Source organism: Marinobacter zhanjiangensis (assembly GCF_014651935.1).
In the GTDB taxonomy this organism is placed as follows: Bacteria; Pseudomonadota; Gammaproteobacteria; order Pseudomonadales; family Oleiphilaceae; genus Marinobacter; species Marinobacter zhanjiangensis.
Window position 1 is genome coordinate 185,078 of sequence record NZ_BMXV01000001.1, and the last position, 17,599, is coordinate 202,676.

At 61.1% G+C, this 17,599-nt stretch carries 18 protein-coding genes; 7 read left to right on the plus strand and 11 right to left on the minus strand.

Annotated elements, in window-relative coordinates; translation table 11 throughout:
* Window positions 1–6: 6 nt before the first annotated feature.
* The 5 genes from IE079_RS00830 to IE079_RS00850 form a co-directional block, all read right to left on the minus strand.
* Window positions 7–1,560: a long-chain-fatty-acid--CoA ligase gene (locus tag IE079_RS00830; RefSeq protein WP_189571424.1), complete on the minus strand. Its 1,554-nt coding sequence runs from the start codon at window positions 1,558–1,560 to the stop codon at window positions 7–9.
* A gap of 95 nt (window positions 1,561–1,655) precedes the next feature.
* Window positions 1,656–2,942: an acyl-CoA dehydrogenase family protein gene (locus tag IE079_RS00835; RefSeq protein ID WP_189571427.1), complete on the minus strand. Its 1,287-nt coding sequence runs from the start codon at window positions 2,940–2,942 to the stop codon at window positions 1,656–1,658.
* A gap of 39 nt (window positions 2,943–2,981) precedes the next feature.
* Window positions 2,982–3,392 (minus strand): DUF6285 domain-containing protein, encoded by a 411-nt coding sequence (locus IE079_RS00840; RefSeq protein WP_189571430.1) that lies wholly within the window; start codon window positions 3,390–3,392, stop codon window positions 2,982–2,984.
* A 12-nt stretch (window positions 3,393–3,404) separates the two neighbouring features.
* Entirely contained in the window at window positions 3,405–4,433 is a 1,029-nt protein-coding gene (locus tag IE079_RS00845; RefSeq protein ID WP_227712230.1) for a phosphotransferase family protein, read from the minus strand.
* Between the two features lie 46 nt (window positions 4,434–4,479).
* Window positions 4,480–5,247 carry an enoyl-CoA hydratase/isomerase family protein gene (locus IE079_RS00850; protein WP_189571432.1) on the minus strand — a complete coding sequence of 256 codons (768 nt, stop codon included), beginning with the start codon at window positions 5,245–5,247 and terminating at the stop codon, window positions 4,480–4,482.
* A gap of 166 nt (window positions 5,248–5,413) precedes the next feature.
* Between IE079_RS00850 and IE079_RS00855 the strand changes: the two genes are divergently transcribed.
* Both IE079_RS00855 and IE079_RS00860 read left to right on the plus strand, forming a co-directional pair.
* Window positions 5,414–6,217, plus strand: coding sequence for an SDR family oxidoreductase (locus IE079_RS00855; RefSeq protein ID WP_189571434.1), 804 nt, complete (start codon window positions 5,414–5,416; stop codon window positions 6,215–6,217).
* 9 nt (window positions 6,218–6,226) lie between these two features.
* Window positions 6,227–7,102, plus strand: a complete 876-nt coding sequence (locus IE079_RS00860) for a crotonase/enoyl-CoA hydratase family protein (protein WP_189571436.1) — start codon at window positions 6,227–6,229, stop codon at window positions 7,100–7,102.
* Between the two features lie 196 nt (window positions 7,103–7,298).
* Here IE079_RS00860 and IE079_RS00865 read toward each other — a convergent pair whose 3' ends face one another.
* The 6 genes from IE079_RS00865 to IE079_RS00890 all read right to left on the minus strand — a co-directional run bounded on the left by IE079_RS00865 (window position 7,299) and on the right by IE079_RS00890 (window position 13,530).
* Window positions 7,299–8,324, minus strand: coding sequence for an NADP-dependent oxidoreductase (locus IE079_RS00865; RefSeq protein WP_189571439.1), 1,026 nt, complete (start codon window positions 8,322–8,324; stop codon window positions 7,299–7,301).
* Between the two features lie 120 nt (window positions 8,325–8,444).
* Entirely contained in the window at window positions 8,445–9,656 is a 1,212-nt protein-coding gene (locus IE079_RS00870; protein WP_189571441.1) for a branched-chain amino acid ABC transporter permease, read from the minus strand.
* Window positions 9,657–9,668: 12 nt separating this feature from the next.
* Window positions 9,669–10,748, minus strand: a complete 1,080-nt coding sequence (locus IE079_RS00875) for a branched-chain amino acid ABC transporter permease (protein ID WP_227712231.1) — start codon at window positions 10,746–10,748, stop codon at window positions 9,669–9,671.
* On the minus strand, window positions 10,745–11,470 hold the full coding sequence (locus tag IE079_RS00880; RefSeq protein ID WP_189571443.1) for an ABC transporter ATP-binding protein: 726 nt from the start codon (window positions 11,468–11,470) through the stop codon (window positions 10,745–10,747). The genes IE079_RS00875 and IE079_RS00880 overlap by 4 nt, the downstream gene beginning before the upstream one ends.
* Window positions 11,463–12,251, minus strand: coding sequence for an ABC transporter ATP-binding protein (locus IE079_RS00885; RefSeq protein ID WP_189571447.1), 789 nt, complete (start codon window positions 12,249–12,251; stop codon window positions 11,463–11,465). The genes IE079_RS00880 and IE079_RS00885 overlap by 8 nt, the downstream gene beginning before the upstream one ends.
* Window positions 12,252–12,321: 70 nt before the next feature.
* Complete coding sequence (locus IE079_RS00890) at window positions 12,322–13,530, minus strand: substrate-binding domain-containing protein (protein WP_189571450.1); 1,209 nt, start codon at window positions 13,528–13,530, stop codon at window positions 12,322–12,324.
* 362 nt (window positions 13,531–13,892) lie between these two features.
* On the opposite strand from IE079_RS00890, the gene IE079_RS00895 reads away from it, so the two are divergent.
* The 5 genes from IE079_RS00895 to IE079_RS00915 are packed head-to-tail and all read left to right on the plus strand — an operon-like array spanning window position 13,893 to window position 17,590.
* On the plus strand, window positions 13,893–14,537 hold the full coding sequence (locus IE079_RS00895) for a TetR/AcrR family transcriptional regulator (protein WP_189571453.1): 645 nt from the start codon (window positions 13,893–13,895) through the stop codon (window positions 14,535–14,537).
* A gap of 5 nt (window positions 14,538–14,542) precedes the next feature.
* Window positions 14,543–15,310, plus strand: coding sequence for an enoyl-CoA hydratase/isomerase family protein (locus IE079_RS00900; protein WP_189571456.1), 768 nt, complete (start codon window positions 14,543–14,545; stop codon window positions 15,308–15,310).
* Entirely contained in the window at window positions 15,307–16,821 is a 1,515-nt protein-coding gene (locus IE079_RS00905) for an acyl-CoA synthetase (protein ID WP_189571460.1), read from the plus strand. The genes IE079_RS00900 and IE079_RS00905 overlap by 4 nt, the downstream gene beginning before the upstream one ends.
* Window positions 16,822–16,823: 2 nt before the next feature.
* Window positions 16,824–17,219: a MaoC family dehydratase gene (locus tag IE079_RS00910; protein ID WP_189571462.1), complete on the plus strand. Its 396-nt coding sequence runs from the start codon at window positions 16,824–16,826 to the stop codon at window positions 17,217–17,219.
* Window positions 17,216–17,590, plus strand: a complete 375-nt coding sequence (locus tag IE079_RS00915; RefSeq protein WP_189571464.1) for a hotdog family protein — start codon at window positions 17,216–17,218, stop codon at window positions 17,588–17,590. Before IE079_RS00910 ends, IE079_RS00915 begins: the two co-directional genes overlap by 4 nt.
* Window positions 17,591–17,599: the final 9 nt, after the last annotated feature.

A 17,599-nucleotide genomic window follows, 5' to 3' on the forward strand; every position in this document is an offset into this window, starting at 1 on the left:
CCAGGATCAGCCGATGTTCCGCCCCCGGCCCTTCCAGTGCGATTCCTTCAGTTTGAATTTCAGCAGTTTACCGGCGCCGGACATGGGCAGCTCGTCCCGCACCTCGTAGCTGCCGGGGCACTTGTAGCCGGCTATGTGCGCCTTGCAGAAGGCGGTGATGTCCGCTTCGTCCAGCTCCTCACCGTCCCTGAGGACCACCGCCGCATGAACCCGCTCGCCCCACTTGTCGTCCGGCACACCGATCACGGCGCACTGGGCCACCTGCGGATACTGCAGCAGGACATCCTCCACCTCGACGGAGTAGACGTTCTCGCCGCCGGTGACGATCATGTCCTTGATGCGATCCACCAGGAACACATAACCGTCGTCAGCCATGTAGCCGGCGTCGCCGGTGTGCATCCAGCCGTCGCGAATGGCCTCCGCGGTCTGCTGCTCCTTGTTCCAGTAGCCCTGCATGACCATCGGTCCCCGGGCGCAGATTTCCCCGACCTGGCCCCGGGGCACTTCGTTATCCATGGGGTCGACAATGCGGATCTCGGCAATATGGGTGGGGTTACCGGCCGACATCAGCTTGTCATGCTGTGCCGGATCGGCATGCACTTCCGGCAGCAGCATGGTCACGGTGGGAGACAACTCGGTCATGCCGTACATCTGCAGGAAGTCGGCATTCGGCAGTTTGGCCATGGCCCGCTTAAGCAGCGTGCTGTCCATGGGCGAGGCCCCATAGATCAGACAGCGCAGGGAGCTGGTGTCGTACTGGTCGAATTCCGGGTGGTCCAGCACCGCCCGCAACATGGTGGGCACCAGGAAGGTTTCCAGCACCGTTTCCCGTTCAATGGCTTCGATGACGGGCAACGGTTCGAACCTCGGCAGAATCACGTGGGTGCCACCACGGATGGCCAGCTGTAAGATCAGGCCAATGCCCGCGACATGAAAGAACGGCGCCGAGTGAAGGCCCACGACACGTTCCCGGCGACAGGCGGGAATCACCGTGCTCAGGGCGCTGAGATACAGGTTGCCGTGACTGAGCATGACGCCTTTGGGCTTACCGGTGGTACCGCCGGTGTAAAGAATGCCGGCCAGGTCCTTGTCACCCCGGCCCGCATCGGGCACGGGAGCGGCCCCGTCCATCAGTGAACGCAGATCTTCCGCGCCCTCCGGCGTTTGCTGATCCCCCATGTAGACGATGGTGGTCAGAACGGACGACTTTTCCCGGATTTTCGCCACCATCGGGGCAAACTCGTCGTCCACGAACAGAATGCGGGTGTCGCAGTCATCCAGGGAATAGGCGATCTCCGGAGCGCTCCAGCGGATATTGACGGTATTGAACACACCACCACCCCACAAGGCGGCGAAAACGGTTTCCATATAGCGGTCGGAGTTCAGGCCCAGAATGCCCACACGGTCGCCTTCGCCCATACCCAGGCTCTGCAGCACTCCGGCCACACTGGCTACCCGATCGGTGAGCTGGGCCCAGGTCTGACGCCGGTCACCAAATACCACCGCTTCGTCATCGGGGTATTCGCGCACGGCCTTGTGGAGGAATTGGGTCAGGTACATGGAAGTCTCTCTTGTGGTTATGGTCTTGAATGTCTGGCGCCATTATGTGAACGACGCCGGCGCACCAGCGTCGTCGATAGCGACGAAATTCAGGGTTATGCCTCTTTCCACTTGTTCGGGCCCAGGTAACCGAACAGGAAGGCCCCCACTTTACGCTTCTGGATTTCCTCCGACCCCTCGGTAATCCGGTAGCGGCGGTGGTGCCGGTAGATATGCTCGAAGGGCTTGTGGCGGGAATAACCGATGCCACCATGTACCTGCATGGCCTGGTCCGCCGCCTCGCAGCACAGCCGGTTGGCCCAGTAGTTACACATGGCCACCTTGTCGGAAAGCTGGTTGGCCACTTCCGGCTTGGACATCTGGTCCATCTGCCACGCGGTCTTGCGGATTAGCAGGCGCAGCATTTCCACCTGAGTGGCCAGTTCCACCATGGGGAACTGGATGCCCTGATTACGGGCCAGTTCCTGCCCGAACGGCTTTCGCTTACGGGCGTAGTCGACGCTCTCGCGGATGCAAAAATCGGCAGCCCCAAGACTGGACGCGGCCTGTCGAATGCGATTCTCGTGTACGAAGTGCTGGGCAATGGCCAGGCCACCGCCCAATGGACCGAAAATCGCGGAATCCGGCACCCAGACATCAGTAAAACTGACCCTGGGATGGTCTGTGGGCATGTTGAAAGTCCACAGGTATTCCTCCACCTTCACGCCCGGTGTTTCGGAAGGCACGATCAGGGCGGTGATCCCTTTGGCATCACCGTCGTTGCCACTGGTACGCACGAAAGTGACGCAGTGGGTGGCGGTATGCATGCCGGTGGTCCACATTTTCTCGCCGTTGATCAGCCAGCCATCAACCCCATCCCGTTGTTCGGGCACAGCCCGGGTTTCCATATGGGTGGCGTCGGAGCCATGGTCCGGTTCGGTAAGACCGAAGGCCAGCTGGTATTCCTCGTTGAGCATATTGTCCACGAACTCGGCGTACTGCTCGCGGGTGCCGAAGTCCCTCAGCAACAGGACAAAGGGGTTATTGGCAACGATGGAGTGCTCATTCTGCAGGTCGTTGTGCAGGCCCAGCCCCTTGGCAGCGAAATGCTCACGGATTACGGTCATGGCCAGATTGGAGCCGTCCTTGCCACCGAATTCCGCAGGCAGCGGGAAGCGCAGATGACCCGCTTCATCGGCGATGCGGCGGGTTTCCTTGAGCAGGTCCTCCCATTCCTTGCGCGGCAGGCCACCGCCCTCAAAGTCGGTGCGGGCCCACTCCCGGCGATGGTCGAAGAAACGGATGTTGTCATCCTTTTCTTCCAGGGGCTTGATCTTCTTTTCAATAAACTCATCGAGCTTGGCCAGATACTCGGTCAGCTCCCGGGGCAGGTTGAAATCCATCAGTCGTCTCCAGGTGTCAGATCGGAAAAAGGTTGCAGATCAGTGCTGCGGGTTCGGGTCGGCCTGAAACCCGGCCCACTCGTCCCGGGCCCGCAGGTAACCAGAGTATTTCGGCTGGTCCACCGCCAATTTGGCGAGGGTGGTAAGCCACAGGTAATCCCTCAGCCGGGGGTTGTCCGGGGTGAGAGTGCCATCAGCAACAAGCCGGCACAGTTCCGCGGTCTGTCCCGCCAGTGTGCCCTTCCGGCCGGTGAGCTGGGTCAGCAACTCCCGCTCGTCGTGGGCCGTGTCCAGGCCTGCCTGTTCCAGATGGCGACGCACCATACCCAACACATTGGCGGACACCCGGGCACGAAACCCACCCGCCGGGTCCAGTTGTGGCATGACTTCTTCTTTCAGGAAGGCCTCCACCGAGGCCAGCAATGCGGTGTTTTCGGGCAGATCCTGCATAACAATCTCCGGTCAGGGGTTCAGTGGTACCAGCTCACGCAGCAGGTCCACTTCAGTTTCCGAGGCCCGGCGTCCGATGGCGCCCCGCTCCGGGGAGGTGTCGTGTCCCGCCACAAAGGAAGCGGCCATGCCCTGACACATGATGCCCCAGCGCAGGGTGCCAAGGATTTCCCAGAACCGGACACGGTCCGGGTCGGGCCGCTGGCCACTGGCAGCCTCGTAGCCATCGAACAAATGCTCCCGGCTGCCAAAGCCACCAACGGGAAGATCGATATTGCCGAACCGCCAGGAGTTCACACACAGCCAGCCCAGGTCGGCCATGGGATCACCCACAAATGCCAGCTCCCAGTCCAGAACGGCCGCCAGCCCCTGCTCGTCCACCATGAGATTGCCGTGCCGGAAATCACCGTGCACCAGTGCCAGCTTGTCCGGCACTTCCGGCAAATGTTCCCGCAACCAGTGGAAGGCCAGCTCGAACACCGGACGTGCCTCGCCGTAGCCCTGGTACTCCCGGTACAGATTCGCTACCACATCCGCTGGTGTCGCCGGTTGCAGAAAGGTCAGATCACTCACGTCCAGCCGATGAATACCCGCCAATACTTCACCACACTGCCCGGCCAGAACCTGACGGGCGCGTGAATACCGGTCGCCCTTGAGGATTTTCGGTGGCAGGGTTTCCCCTTCCACCCGGGCCATCAGATAACCGGTACCAAGCCCGTCTTCAGGCCTCAGAATTTCGTGAACACGGGGCACCGGTACCCCACCCGCCCCGGCACGGATAACCAGTCGGGCCTCGTCATCCAGCTGCATCACACCTTCGGCGCCCTGGTTCCAGGTGCTGGCCTGTCGCAGGATCATGGGCATCCGTTCCTGCTCGGATACAGCCTCCAGCGACCACATCTGCTGGTTAGCACCACCAGTGAGCCGGCTCAAGCCTTCTACCCGCGCCCCGGACAAAAGGCGTTGCGCAACGCGTGTCAGCTTTTCCTGCATGTCTGCCTCATTGGCAGGTGTTTCGAATTCAGGCGCAGAATGGGCCATGGCTCAGTCACTCCCCGTCGGGATAATGCGCTTTGCAGGGACAGCCTTATTTGCTCTTGTTCTTGAAGCGGGCAATAGCCTCCCGGGATTCGGGGCTTTGCAGGCAGTGCTTCTGGGCAATGGCTTCCGCCTGGAAAATCTCGTCATAAGACGCAGTTGCCGCCTTGCGAAGCAGCGCCTTGGCTTCAGCAGTAGCCAGCGCCGGGCGCTCACAAAGGGTGGCAGCAATATCGGCCGCGACCTGCTCGGCCTGATCCTGAGGCACCACGGCCCGGGCAAGGCCGAGTTCCTGGCACTCTTTGGCGCTGATGCTGCCACCCTCGGTAATCAGGGCAAAAGCCCGGTGGTACCCCAGAGTCTGGAACAGTAACCAGGTGGCACCACCATCCGGCACCAGGCCAATATGGCTGAACGCCATATAGATGCGGGCTTCTTCCGCCATCACCACCTGATCACAGCTCATCAGTACTGAAGCCCCCACTCCGGCCGCAACGCCCGGGGCCACACCAATCACCGGCTTGGGCATGGACTGAATGGCGTCGAGAATCGGCTTGTAGGATTCCAGCAATTGCCTGGTCACGTCGGACTTGTCCGGTGCGTTGTCCTCCATCAGGTCGGCACCGGCGCTGAAGGCACGACCGCTGGCGGCCAGTACGACCACCTTTATAGCGGAATCGCCGGCGGCACGGGCCAGGGCCGCTGTCAGATCACGGCGCAGGTCTTCGTTGAAAGCGTTGAGGGCGTCCGGACGGTTCATACGGATCCAGGCCACGGCGTCGCGGGCGTGGTATTCGACGGCGGTATAGTCGCTCATGATGCAGTCTCCTTGTTTTGTCCATCGTCGGCCTGAAGTGGCTCCGGGGCATCGTCTGAACCGACGAATCAGGCACCCGGGGTGTTTTCGTCGCAACGGACGATGCTCTTTGCGACTGACCACGTCAGGGTGTCAGCATCACAAAAACCACAAGAGGATGGGCAACATGAGCGATTCCCCCCCACGTAACATTCAGCAACTGTTCGATCTGAAGGGCCGCACCGCCGTGGTAACGGGAGGTTCCCGCGGACTGGGCCTGCAGATGGCCCATGCCTTGGCAGAAGCCGGGGCACGGCTGGTAATCAGTGCCCGCAAGGAATCCGACCTCAACGAAGCGGCCGAGGAACTGCGGGAGGCCGGTCACGACGTCACACCCATCGTGGCCAACCTGGCCAGTGAAGACGACGTTATTGCGCTGGCAGACCAGGCCATCAGCACCCTGGGGCATATCGATATCCTGGTGAACAATGCCGGCGCCACCTGGGGTGCCCCTGCCGAAGACTACCCCATGGATGGCTGGGACAAGGTGATGACCCTGAACGTGCGCAACCTGTTCCTGCTGACCCGTGAAGTGGCGAAGAAGAGCATGATTCCGCGCCGATACGGCCGGGTTATCAACATCGCCTCCAACGCCGCCATTGGTGGTAACCGTGACCTGATGACGGCCATAGGCTACAACACCAGCAAAGGCGCCGTGGTGACCTTTACCCGATCACTGGCCGCCGAATGGGGCGTACACGGTATTACCGTGAACGCCATCGGCCCCGGCTACTTCCCCAGCAAGATGTCCAAAGGCCTGCGGGACCAGCACGGTGATGAAGGTCTGGTGCGCAATGTACCCCTGCGTCAGACCGGCGACGACGAGGCCCTCAAGGGCGCAACCGTGATGTTCGCCTCCGACGCCAGCAAACACACCACTGGACAGATCCTTTACATCGATGGCGGCTGTTCCGCCATGATCTGCGGATAAGGAGCTTCCATGAGCCAGTTTGAAACCATCACCCTCGACGTCAAAGACGGCATTGCCACCATCACCCTTAACCGGCCTGACCGGATGAATGCTTTTACCTTACAGATGATGGAAGAGCTGATTGCCGCGTTTGACCAGACCGATGCCGACGATGCCGTGCGAGTAGTGATCGTCACTGGCGCCGGCAAGGCCTTCTGCGCGGGCGCCGATCTGTCCGGCGGAGCCGACACGTTCGACTATGAGGAACAGAAAGGCAACGCGCCTGACCCGCTGGCCAATGGCGTCAACCGCGACGGCGGCGGCATGGTATCACTGCGCATCTTCCGCAGCCTGAAGCCAGTGATCGGTGCCATCAATGGCGCGGCAGTGGGCGTGGGCGCCACCATGTCCCTGGCTATGGATATCCGCCTGGCTTCGGAAAAGGCCCGCTACGGCTTCGTTTTCGCCCGCCGGGGCATCGTGCCAGAGGCGGCGTCCTCCTGGTTTATCTCCCGGGCGGTGGGACTGTCCACGGCATTACGATGGTGCATGACCGGAAAGCTGATCAATGCTGATGAGCTGGAAAAACGTGGCCTGGTCGAATCGGTCCACGCCCCGGAAGAACTCTACCCGGCCGCCGTGGCCATCGCCCGGGAAATCGCCGACAACACCGCGCCGGTATCTGTCGCCATGACCCGGCAAATGCTATGGCGTATGGCCGGCGCTAGCCATCCCATGGAAGCCCACCAGCTGGACAGCCGGGCAATACAGGCCCGTGGCGCGTCGGCGGACGCGAAAGAAGGCGTAGCGTCGTTCCTGGAGAAACGCCCGGCGGAGTACCCCGACAAGGTATCGACTGATATGCCCGAATTTTTCGACTGGCAGGGAGAGCCGGAATTCAAATAGCAAGTATGGGGCGTACTGCACCTCGGTGAAAATGGGGTCAGACCCCGGACGAAAAAACCGGAGCGCCCAGAAACAGGCCTCCGGTGACAGTATGGTGGCTGTCTATCGCCTCTGCTCGAGGTCGCTCGCTACAGGAGAAAACTGGTGTCCCGTGTGGTTAATTTGCTGACCTACTGCGAATTAACCACACGGGACACTAGGGGTCATCGGATACCCGGACCATCAGCTTGCCGTCATTACCGCCCGTGAACAGCAGCGCCAGGCCATCAAGGGCATTATCCAGACCTTCCACCACATGGTTCTTCCACTGGATCTCACCCCGGCTTACCCACCCGGTCAACGCTTCCTGGGCTTCGGGGAACCGCTTCTGGTAATCCAGGACGATAAAGCCCTTCACCGTCAGTCGCTTCATCAAAACCCGCCCGAAATCCCGGGGCCCCGGCATGACGCCTTCGTCGTTGTAACGGGAGATCATGCCGCACAGGGACAAACGGCCGTTGAGATTCAGACGGTTATAGACGGCGTCCATGATGTCGCCACCCACGTTCTCGAACTGGATATCCACACCGTCCGGACAGAGCCGGTCCAGCGCGGCGGGAACGTCTTCATTGCGGTAGTCGATGGCGCCGTCAAAGCCCAGGTCTTCAGTCAACCACCGGCATTTTTCAGGGCCACCGGCAATGCCTACCACCCGGCAGCCCTTGAGCTTGCCGATCTGCCCGACAATGGAGCCAACCGCGCCCGCCGCTGCAGACACCACCAGGGTTTCACCCGGCTGGGGATCGCCGATATCCAGCAGCCCGAAGTAGGCGGTGATCCCGGTGGAGCCGAGCACAGACATATAGGCAGACAGGGGGATGTCCGGATGACGATCGACAGGGCGAACCAGCTTGTCGTCGGCAACGGTCCAGGCCTCCCAGCCACCGACCATGGGTTTGACAATATTACCGGCACTGAAGCGGTCGGAACGTGATTCCTCAACCACACCCAGACTGCCACCACGCATAACATCCCCCACCCGGACAGGCGGCAGATATTGTTCACGGTCACTCATCCACAGGCGATGTGTCGGGTCAAGTGACAGATATATATTCCGAATGAGGACTTGTCCGTCCTGCAGTTCAGGAACCGGCTCCGTTACCAGTTCCAGGTGTTCGGCGGTAATCTCCGCCTCGGGGCGCTTTCTCAGTACCCATCGCTGGTTCTGACGCTTGTCGGTCATTGCGGGCATCCTGTTGTTCTTGTACGTGGTAACAGTTTGCCCCCTACGTAGTTCGGCGGCATCGTCTGTTACGACGAATCTGAGAACCGAAAAATCGGGTCAGATCCCCGGTGCCGCGGCTCAGGTTTGTGGCTCGGGCTCGGGTTCGGCCGCCGGCCCGGACGGCGGGGGCGACTGCCGACTACGTCGGCGCATCGACCAGATCCTGAGCTGCCCCACGACCCCGGCCGGGAAGAAGTATACGCTCAGGACGAACAGCACCCCGAACCATAACAGCCAGTGGTCGGCCCCCAGCAGGTTCTCCACCACCGGAATGCCGGCGGTGTACTGCCCTACCCACTTGAGCAGGTCCTGCAGGTAATTCTGCGCGAGGATGAACAGCGTGCTACCCACGACAGCGCCGTATACAGTTCCCATGCCACCAATCACACACATGAGCAGGATAAATACCATCAGCTCGAAATTGAGGGTGTTTTCCGGATTCACATAGCGGTTGATGAGGGCAAAACCGGCTCCCGCGAGGGTCGCCACCAGGGCGGCCAGGATGACCACGGCGGTGCGGTAGACTACGGTGCGGTAACCCAGCGCTTCGGCCCGGAACTCGTTTTCCCGGATCGCCTGCAGCACCCGGCCAAAGGGCGAATTCACCAGGCGAAGCAGGAACAGGAACACCCCGGTGGCCATCGCCACCAGCACGTAGTACATGACATTGCGGCCATTGAAGCGCAAGTCGAACTGTGACTCCTGCCATACCTGCCCCAGGTTCCACGGCTGGGTCAGCAAGCCCTTGAGCAGGGTCGGAATATCAATACCGGGCAACGGCGCCTCAAAGGGACGGAAGGCCGGCCCCAGCTCCCGGGGCACTCGCACCCGCATACCATCCTCGCCACCGGTGACGTGGTACAGCTGGGTCACCAGGCTGAGGAACGCAAACGCAACCGCGAGGGTCACCAGGGCAAAGAAAATGGCCTTCACCCGCAGCGAAAGCAAACCCAGCAGCAGTGATAGCACGAAGCTTATCGCCAGTGCGCCCACCAGGCCCACCAATATCGCGCCAAAGCTATTGCCCATGCTCTCTATGGCCATCGCCACCCCGTAGGCACCGATGCCAAAGAACATGGTGTGAGCGAAGGACACAATGTGGGTATAGCCCAACATCAGATCGTAGGCCGCCACCACCATGATGAACACGCAGATCATGCCCAGAGTGGTGAACGCCCGGATGCCATCAAACAGGAACGGACCAAGCACCAGACTGACCACGATGATCAGCAGCAGAGCTGTCAACGGCTTGCTGCGGGGGTAATCCTCAGACAGAATTCTTCTCAACATCTTTGCCTCTCCCTAAACCTTGATCACCGGGATCAGCCCCTGGGGCCGCCACATAAGTACGCCCACCATCAGCCCCACGGTCGCCACCGCCGCCAGGCGGGGCTCCACAAAACCGATGTAGAGATTGATCAGCCCCACCAGCAGCGCGCCGTAGAAACAGCCGCGAATGGAGCCCAGTCCGCCGAGGATGATCACCACAATGACCGAGATCATCATCTCGTCCCCCATATGGGGCGTCAGCAGTTCCTTGTACATGCCCCACATGACGCCGCCGAGGCCCGCCAGTGCGGAACCGGCAACGAACACACCCAGGAACAGAAGATGAATGCGGTAGCCCTGAACTTCCACCATCTCACGGCTTTCCACACCAGCGCGGATCAGAATGCCGATGCGGGTACGGTCGATTACCCACAGCATGGCGGCATAGATGGCCAGGCCCAGCACTACGGCCACCAGGCGGTATTTTTCAAGCACGATGCCACCGATCAGGGGCAGGAATTCCGGCACGAAAAAAGCACCGCTGAGGGAGTCGGGGCGAGTGACCGGAATCTCATTGGGCCCCCAGACCACCTCGATCAGTTGCATCAGGATGATGGAGCCACCCACGGTCACAAGGATCTGTTTCAGGTGGTCGCCGTACACCGGCATGATCACCAGCTTTTCGAACACCAGCCCCACCACACCGGCGACCACGGCCGCGAACAGCAGCGCCGGAACAATGGCCACCAGATTGAGCAGAAACGATGGTGAGCCGGCAAAGCCATCCAGCCAGAAGGCCAGCACGGTGCCGCCGGCGAAGGCCCCCAGTGATATAAAGGCTCCATGGGCCAGATTGAGCACACTCATCAGGCCAAAGGTAAGGGTCATGCCCGACGCCATCAGGAATAGCATGGCGCCCATGGCCACCCCGCTGATGGTCAGCACCAGCCAGGTCCGGAAATCAATCACGGCCACGGAAGCCAGTAACATGATGCCCAGCAGAAACAGGTGGGCCTTGTTGTCCCGCACATCTTTCAGCCACTCGATGGGGCGGCGGCGCTGTCGTTCGGCCCCGGTATCGGACATCGGCATGGCAGTGGTCTCCTCAGTCATTGATGCGCTCCCAGTCCGAGGCCCAGCAGATCCTGCTGCAGCTCATCATTCTCGGCCAACTCGGCCATGGTGCCAGCGTGGACTACCGCGCCATCGTTCATGACCGCCACGGTCTGACCAAGACGGCGGGAGAAGTTGAAGTTCTGCTCCACCAGCAGGATGCTCACCTGCTGCGCCTTGAGCTGTTCGAAGGCATCCGCCAGATCGTTGATAATGGCCGGTGCCAGCCCCTTGGTGGGCTCGTCCACCAGCAGCAGATCCCGGGGTTCAATCACCGCACGAGCAATGGCCAGCATCTGTTTCTGGCCGCCGGACAGGGTACCGGCAGACTTGTCCCAGAATTTCTTCAGGGGTGGAAACAGATCAAAGATCCATTGCAGGCGCGCTTCGTCCATGGGGCCGTTAACGGCAGCCAGAACGAGGTTCTCCCGTACCGTCAGCAGGCCAAAAATGCCCATGCTCTCGGGCACGAAAGCGATACCGGCGCGTGCAATTTTCGGTGTTGGCCATCGGCTGATGTCCTGCCCCTGGTAGGTCAACGTGCCCCCGGTGAGGGTGGTCAGGCCCATGATGGTGCGCAAGGTGGTGCTCTTGCCGGCGCCGTTGCGGCCCAGCAGCACGGTGAGTTCACCTTTGGGAACCGTCAGATCGACACCATGGAGGATGTGGTACTGGTCGATGTCCGCCTTTACGCCAGACAGTGTCAGGATGGGATCAGCCATGGGCTACCTCCGTTTCGACGTCTGGCGAGGCGCCCAGATAGGCTTCCTGCACCACCGGCGAGGCAATTACCTCGGCCGGCTCGCCATCGGCCACCAGTTCACCGTTATGCAGGACCACAATACGGTCCGACAGGGAACGCACCACGTCCATCTTGTGCTCCACAAGCAGCACCACCTTGTCCTGCTGTTTCTTGATATCGGCGATCAGGTCGAGAATCACAGGTACCTCGTCCACACTCATACCGGCGGTGGGCTCGTCGAACATGAACACCTTCGGTTCCAGCGCCAGCATCAATGCCACTTCCAGCTTGCGCTGGTCGCCGTGGGGCAGCCCGGACACCAGGTATTCGGCACGCCCGCCCAGATTGACCTGGGTGAGGTATGCCATGGCCCGTTCGGTGAGATCCCGGCGGTGGCTGGCCATCTGCCAGAACACATGGCCGATGTGATGACGGGCGGCCACCGCCAGCCGGACATTCTCCAGGGCGGTGAGATTCGGAAACAGGTTGGTCAGCTGAAAGGCCCGGCCCAGGCCCTTGTCTGCCCGGCGCGGCGCGGACAGGCCGGTAAGGTCCTCACCGTTGAGGAGCACCTGGCCGGCGCTGGCTTTCAGTTGACCGGAAATCAGGTTGAACCAGGTGGTCTTGCCGGCGCCATTGGGCCCGACAATGGAGGTCAGGGTCCCCTTGTGAAACTGGCAGGAGACCCGGTCGACCGCCACATGGCCACCAAAGTTTATGGTCAGGTCACGGGTTTCAAGAACCGCTTGTTCGGTTGACATGAACAACTCCGGCTGCGTTTTTGTAATCATGCGGCCCCCGGGGAACCGGGGGCCTGTGGGAGGGAATCGTTCAGTTGCGGACCGGGATGTCCATTTCCTTGCGGTCGATAACCCGGATCAGCTCGGGCACACCTGCTTTAACGGTACGGTCGTCAAACCAGTCGTCACGCTCCTGAACCTCAATCTCAAAGTGATACATATCCTGCATCGCCTGATGGTCCTCGGCGCGAATTTCCATCTCGCCTTTGGGGGTCTGGAACACCAGTCCCTCAAAGGCTGCAATCAGGTCCTCGGCATCTGTGGAACCACCGGCCTTGCGGATAGCCTCGGTAATGGCCATCGCCTGGGCAAATCCCTGGGCAGTAAAGAAGTCCGGGGCAGAGTTGTAGCGTTCAAAGTGCTGCTCCACCAGCCAGTCGTTAACTTCATTGTCCGGCGACTCGAAGTAGTAGAAGCCTGCACCCTGCATGCCCGGGAAGTCAGCATAACCCACCATCGCGGCCAGGATGTTGCCACCGGTGGCCAGCTTGATACCGTGGCGACTCGGATCCAGATCCTGAATTCGACCCAGCGGGTTGGACGAACCGGCCCAGATCGCAAAAATGTACTTGCCGTTTTCGCAGTCACTACGGTCCTTGAGGGAGTCGAACAACCGCTGAGCCGCCGCAGTAAAGTCTGTAGCGTCGGTAGGCAGGTACTCTTCATGGACGATCTTGCCACCTTCGGCTTCCATGGCCTCCTTGTAAGCTGCTACGCCGTCACGACCGAATGCGTAGTCCTGAGCAATAGTGGATACGCAAACCCCCGGCTCACCGAGCGCAACGGCGTTGGACACGGCATCCTGGGAGGAGTTGCGTCCCACCCGGACCACGTAGCGGTTCCACTCCTCGCCAGTGATGGCGTCTGCCACACCTTCGGGCATGATGATGCGCTCATAGTCCTGGGCCAACGGCAGGGTCGCCAGGGCAACACCGGAGGAAACCGGTCCCACGACGATGTGTGCGTCATCCTCGGCGTAAGCCTCTTCCACCAGAGCACGAGCCCGGGCCGGGTCCAGCTGGGTGTCCTTGGTGGACAGCTCAACGGGGCGCCCCTCGATTTCCATGGTGCCGTTGGTCGCGTATTCAAAACCCATGTTCAGGCCGACATCCAGCTGTTCGGCGTAAGGAGCCAGCGGGCCCGTGAACCCGGTGACATGGGCTATACGGATGGAATCTTCTGCCGCCTGGGCAGAGAGAGCGCCTATCGAAATGGCAGCTGCAAGCATGATGCGCTTCATACGGTGATCCCCTCTTATTGTTGTCGGGCTGTTCTGTGACTACATGAAGGGCCACCTGTCGGCTGGCCCCACTTTATTATTGTTGCTCGACTCAAAATATGACAACTGATTCAGGTTTTATCAAGAAAAAAAATCATCTTTTTTTGGCTATCAAACAACCAGAATCCGATAGATTTTCCCACTCTCACCCCTCGAGCCCCCTTATCATGCGACCTCACGGAGCTTGACACCCGCTTGGCTCGACTCTAGTTTAGTTGACGACCCGTTCATGTTTAGTAATGATAGAAACTGTTACTGGCCGCCCCCGCCCCGGGGCAGAGGACGGTGCTCCGTCTCCAGATCGACGCGAAAGGACATGGCTGATGAATACAACCATACAGGCCCCGCAGTCTCCGGGCGCACCGAAGACGGCCCGGGGTGCCCGCACCCGGGCGAAGATACTGAAAGCGGCGGAAGACACCTTCGGCACCCTCGGCTATCACCGGGCCGGCGTAACCGACATTACCAGGGCTGCTGGCGTAGCCCAGGGCACCTTTTACACGTATTTCAGCAGCAAGGAGGAAATCCTGCGGGAACTGGTCATGGACCTGGGTCACAAGCTCCGGGCTCACCTTGCCGCCGAAGTAATCAGCACCGACGAGCGGCTGGAAGCGGAAGAACAGGGGCTGCGGGCGTTTCTCCAGTATCTGGCAGACCACCCGTCCCTGTACCGGGTATTGCAGGAAGCCCAGTTCGTGGATGAGGCCATCTACCAGGAGTATTACGAGACGTTCGCCAGAGGCTATGCCGACATGCTCAATGCCGCTGCCCGCAAGGGCGAAATTCGCGCTGGCAATAACCAGCACCGGGCCTGGGCCCTGATGGGGCTGTCCCATTTTCTGGGCATGAAATACGCTCTCTGGGACCAGCGGGCGAAGCAAGGCGAGGACGCCTTCGACCCCATTGTGGAGACCATGTCGGACCTGTTGCGTAACGGGCTGGCGCTGAGCGGGAGGGAACGGGGATGACTACAATGCCCTATAAACACGTCATCTACCGTCAATCCAATGGCATCGGCCGCCTGACGCTGAACCGGGCGGAACGCCACAATGCCCTGGTACCGGAACTGCTGGAAGATCTCAGCCGCGCCCTCGAGCAGTGCCGGCAGGAGTCCCCGTCCGTACTGGTGATCGACGCTGCCGGCAAATCCTTTTCCACCGGCGGCGATGTGGCCGGCTTTTACGACACGCCGAGGGCAGACCGTCACAGCTACGCCAGAACCGTGGTCGGTACGCTCAATACCGTCATCGGCCAGCTTCTGACCTTGCCAGTGCCCACGGTAACGGCTGTTCAGGGCATGGTGACCGGTGGCTCAATTGGCCTGGTACTGGCCAGCGATATCGTGGTCGCCGGCCCCAAAGCCAGCTTTGCTCCCTGGTATACGGTCGTGGGCTACAGTCCTGATGGCGGCTGGACCGCCCTGCTACCGGAGCGCATCGGACGGGCCAGGGCACTGGATGTACAACTGACCAATCGCACCATTTCGCGGGACGAGGCTGTGGCCTGGGGACTGGTCCAGTACAGCTCTGCTGCCGGCGCTGAGTTGTCGAAAGCCCTGGCCATTGCCACCACGCTCGCCCGGCACAAGGCCGGCAGTATGGCACGGACACTGCGACTGAACCGGCCTGACCCGGAGCGGGCAGCGGCGGCACTGGAGCGGGAGCTTGAGCAATTTCTGGAACAGATCATCACCGATGAAGCCGATCAGGGCATGGCTGAATTTCTCGGGAGGAATGCATGAACATGTTCGATCTGGCGGGTCACCGCGCCCGCGTCACCCCCAACCGCCCGGCCCTGGAAGACCTGGCCTCGGGCATCGCCTACACTTATCAGCAACTTAACGAGCAGGCCGCGAGGTTTGCCGCTGCCGCCCTAGGCCAATGGGGTTTGCAGGAAGGTGACCGGGTGGCCTTTCTCGGCCACAGCCGGGCCGAGTTCTTCGCCATGCTGTTCGGTTGTGCCAAGGCCGGACTGATCCTGGTGCCCCTGAACTGGCGCCTGGCCCAGCCGGAGCTGGAGCAGTTGATGGAAGACTGCACGCCGGACGCACTGATCTTCGGCGAGGAGTTCACCGACAGTGCCCGCAAGCTGAGGGCCTCCGGGCATACCCGCGTGCTGGTGGACCTGGACGGCAAGGCCGGTGACTGTCGTCATTACGACACAGACCTGGCTGATACCACGCCAGATCTTGCCCCCCACCCCGACAGGGACCCGGACACACCCTGGTATCTGCTCTACACCTCCGGAACCACGGGACGGCCCAAGGGAGTCATCCAGACCTTCCGGATGATGATGAGCAACTACCTGAACATCGGGCTGGCGGTGGACCTGACCGGCCAGGACACCCTGCTCAACGTGCTGCCTTTGTTCCACACCGCCGGCATCAACCTTTATTCGTCTGCAGTCTTCCTGGCAGGCGGCACAGTGCTGGTTGCCCGCGCGTTCGACCCGGATCAGGCCATGGATGTACTGGAGACGCGTGCCACCATTTTCTTCGGTGTGCCAGCGGTATACCAGGCCATTCTCGAGCATCCATCGTTCAGCGGCGAGCGCCTGCGCAATGTCCGCTCCTGGGGCTGTGGCGGTGCACCACTGGCACTCCCGGTGGCGCGGCAGTTTGTGGAAGAAGGCATCCGCGTGCGTACTGGCATGGGCATGACGGAGACCGGCCCCACGGTGTTCCTGCTCGACGAAGCTGACGTGCTGGACAAGATCGGCTCCGTGGGCCGGCCTCAGTTGCTGACGGAAATCCGCATTGTCGGCACCGATGGCCAGGACGTTGCACCGGGGGAATCCGGAGAGCTGCTGATTCGTGGACCGAACGTCACCCCCGGCTACTGGAACCGCCCGGACGCCACCCGCGAGGCCATCGAGCCGGACGGCTGGCTGCACAGTGGCGATGTCGCCCGCTGTGACGAGGATGGCTGCTATTACATTGTCGACCGCTGGAAGGACATGTTCATTTCCGGCGGCGAGAACGTCTATCCCGCCGAGGTGGAGCGGGTACTGGTCGAACACCCGGCCGTCAGCGAAGTGGCGGTGGTTGGCGTAGCGGACGAGAAATGGGGCGAGGTGGGCAAGGCTTTCCTGTGCCTTAAACCGGACAGCGAGGAGCCTCAGCCGGAGGACCTGAGCGCCTGGTGCCGCGAGCGACTGGCCGGCTACAAGGTTCCGAAGCATTTCCGCGTGGTGGATGAGCTGCCCCGCAATGCTCTGGGCAAGGTCACCAAACAGGCCCTCAGACAGGACTGATCATGATCGATGCAACCATTCCCTGCGAGCAGACCTTCGTGCTCACCCAGGAAGACTTTGACCGGTTTGCCCGTCTCAGTGGCGACCACAATCCGATCCATGTGGATCCGGAATTTTCGGCCCGCACCAGCTTCGGCCAGACCGTGTCCCACGGCATGCTGCTGTTCAGTGTGGTGCGCAGCCTGTTGGCCCAGAACTGGCCCGGTTCAACCCTGAAAAACCAGAACCTGATATTCCCTGCACCAGCTTACGCCGGCAAGACACTGGAACTGGTGGTAGAGGAGCAGCGTCGCGACGGTCCGCAACTTTACCTGAAAGCCACGATCACGGGGCCCGACGGCGAAACCTGCCTTGCCGGCGAGTGCCAGCTGACCCTGCCCGCAAGGGAAGCATCATGAACCTGAAACGTTTCGACGCACTGAACGAAGGCCAGACCGCGCACCTCGAACGCCGTTTTTCCGCCACGGACATACAGGAATGGTGCGACCTGTGCCAACTGGACCAGGCATGGAGTGGGGTACCGGAACCGCTGATTGCGGGCCTCTTCTCCTGCCTGCTGGGGGAGGACCTGCCCGGCCACGGCACCAATTACCTGAAACAGGCGATGACGTTCCACGCCACAGCCGAAGCCGATGAACCCTTGCAGGCCAGTGTCAGCATTCGCCGCCTGCGCCGGGACAAGGCGCTGGTAAACCTGGCAACCACCTGTACCGGCCGCGATGGCCGCCTGATCTGTGATGGCGAAGCACTGGTGCTGTTCCAGCACTGAGGCCGCTCA

What these genes read in the sequence shown, in the direction of transcription:
- IE079_RS00835 (WP_189571427.1), bottom strand. Translation starts at nt 2,942, where the DNA reads ATGGATTTCAACCTGCCCCGGGAGCTGACCGAGTATCTGGCCAAGCTC.
- IE079_RS00875 (WP_227712231.1), bottom strand. Translation starts at nt 10,748, where the DNA reads ATGACTGAGGAGACCACTGCCATGCCGATGTCCGATACCGGGGCCGAA.
- IE079_RS00885 (WP_189571447.1), bottom strand. Translation starts at nt 12,251, where the DNA reads ATGTCAACCGAACAAGCGGTTCTTGAAACCCGTGACCTGACCATAAAC.
- IE079_RS00895 (WP_189571453.1), top strand. Translation starts at nt 13,893, where the DNA reads ATGAATACAACCATACAGGCCCCGCAGTCTCCGGGCGCACCGAAGACG.
- IE079_RS00850 (WP_189571432.1), bottom strand. Translation starts at nt 5,247, where the DNA reads ATGAGCGACTATACCGCCGTCGAATACCACGCCCGCGACGCCGTGGCC.
- IE079_RS00890 (WP_189571450.1), bottom strand. Translation starts at nt 13,530, where the DNA reads ATGAAGCGCATCATGCTTGCAGCTGCCATTTCGATAGGCGCTCTCTCT.
- IE079_RS00915 (WP_189571464.1), top strand. Translation starts at nt 17,216, where the DNA reads ATGAACCTGAAACGTTTCGACGCACTGAACGAAGGCCAGACCGCGCAC.
- IE079_RS00900 (WP_189571456.1), top strand. Translation starts at nt 14,543, where the DNA reads ATGCCCTATAAACACGTCATCTACCGTCAATCCAATGGCATCGGCCGC.
- IE079_RS00845 (WP_227712230.1), bottom strand. Translation starts at nt 4,433, where the DNA reads ATGGCCCATTCTGCGCCTGAATTCGAAACACCTGCCAATGAGGCAGAC.
- IE079_RS00855 (WP_189571434.1), top strand. Translation starts at nt 5,414, where the DNA reads ATGAGCGATTCCCCCCCACGTAACATTCAGCAACTGTTCGATCTGAAG.
- IE079_RS00865 (WP_189571439.1), bottom strand. Translation starts at nt 8,324, where the DNA reads ATGACCGACAAGCGTCAGAACCAGCGATGGGTACTGAGAAAGCGCCCC.
- IE079_RS00910 (WP_189571462.1), top strand. Translation starts at nt 16,824, where the DNA reads ATGATCGATGCAACCATTCCCTGCGAGCAGACCTTCGTGCTCACCCAG.
- IE079_RS00905 (WP_189571460.1), top strand. Translation starts at nt 15,307, where the DNA reads ATGAACATGTTCGATCTGGCGGGTCACCGCGCCCGCGTCACCCCCAAC.
- IE079_RS00870 (WP_189571441.1), bottom strand. Translation starts at nt 9,656, where the DNA reads ATGTTGAGAAGAATTCTGTCTGAGGATTACCCCCGCAGCAAGCCGTTG.
- IE079_RS00830 (WP_189571424.1), bottom strand. Translation starts at nt 1,560, where the DNA reads ATGTACCTGACCCAATTCCTCCACAAGGCCGTGCGCGAATACCCCGAT.
- IE079_RS00880 (WP_189571443.1), bottom strand. Translation starts at nt 11,470, where the DNA reads ATGGCTGATCCCATCCTGACACTGTCTGGCGTAAAGGCGGACATCGAC.
- IE079_RS00840 (WP_189571430.1), bottom strand. Translation starts at nt 3,392, where the DNA reads ATGCAGGATCTGCCCGAAAACACCGCATTGCTGGCCTCGGTGGAGGCC.
- IE079_RS00860 (WP_189571436.1), top strand. Translation starts at nt 6,227, where the DNA reads ATGAGCCAGTTTGAAACCATCACCCTCGACGTCAAAGACGGCATTGCC.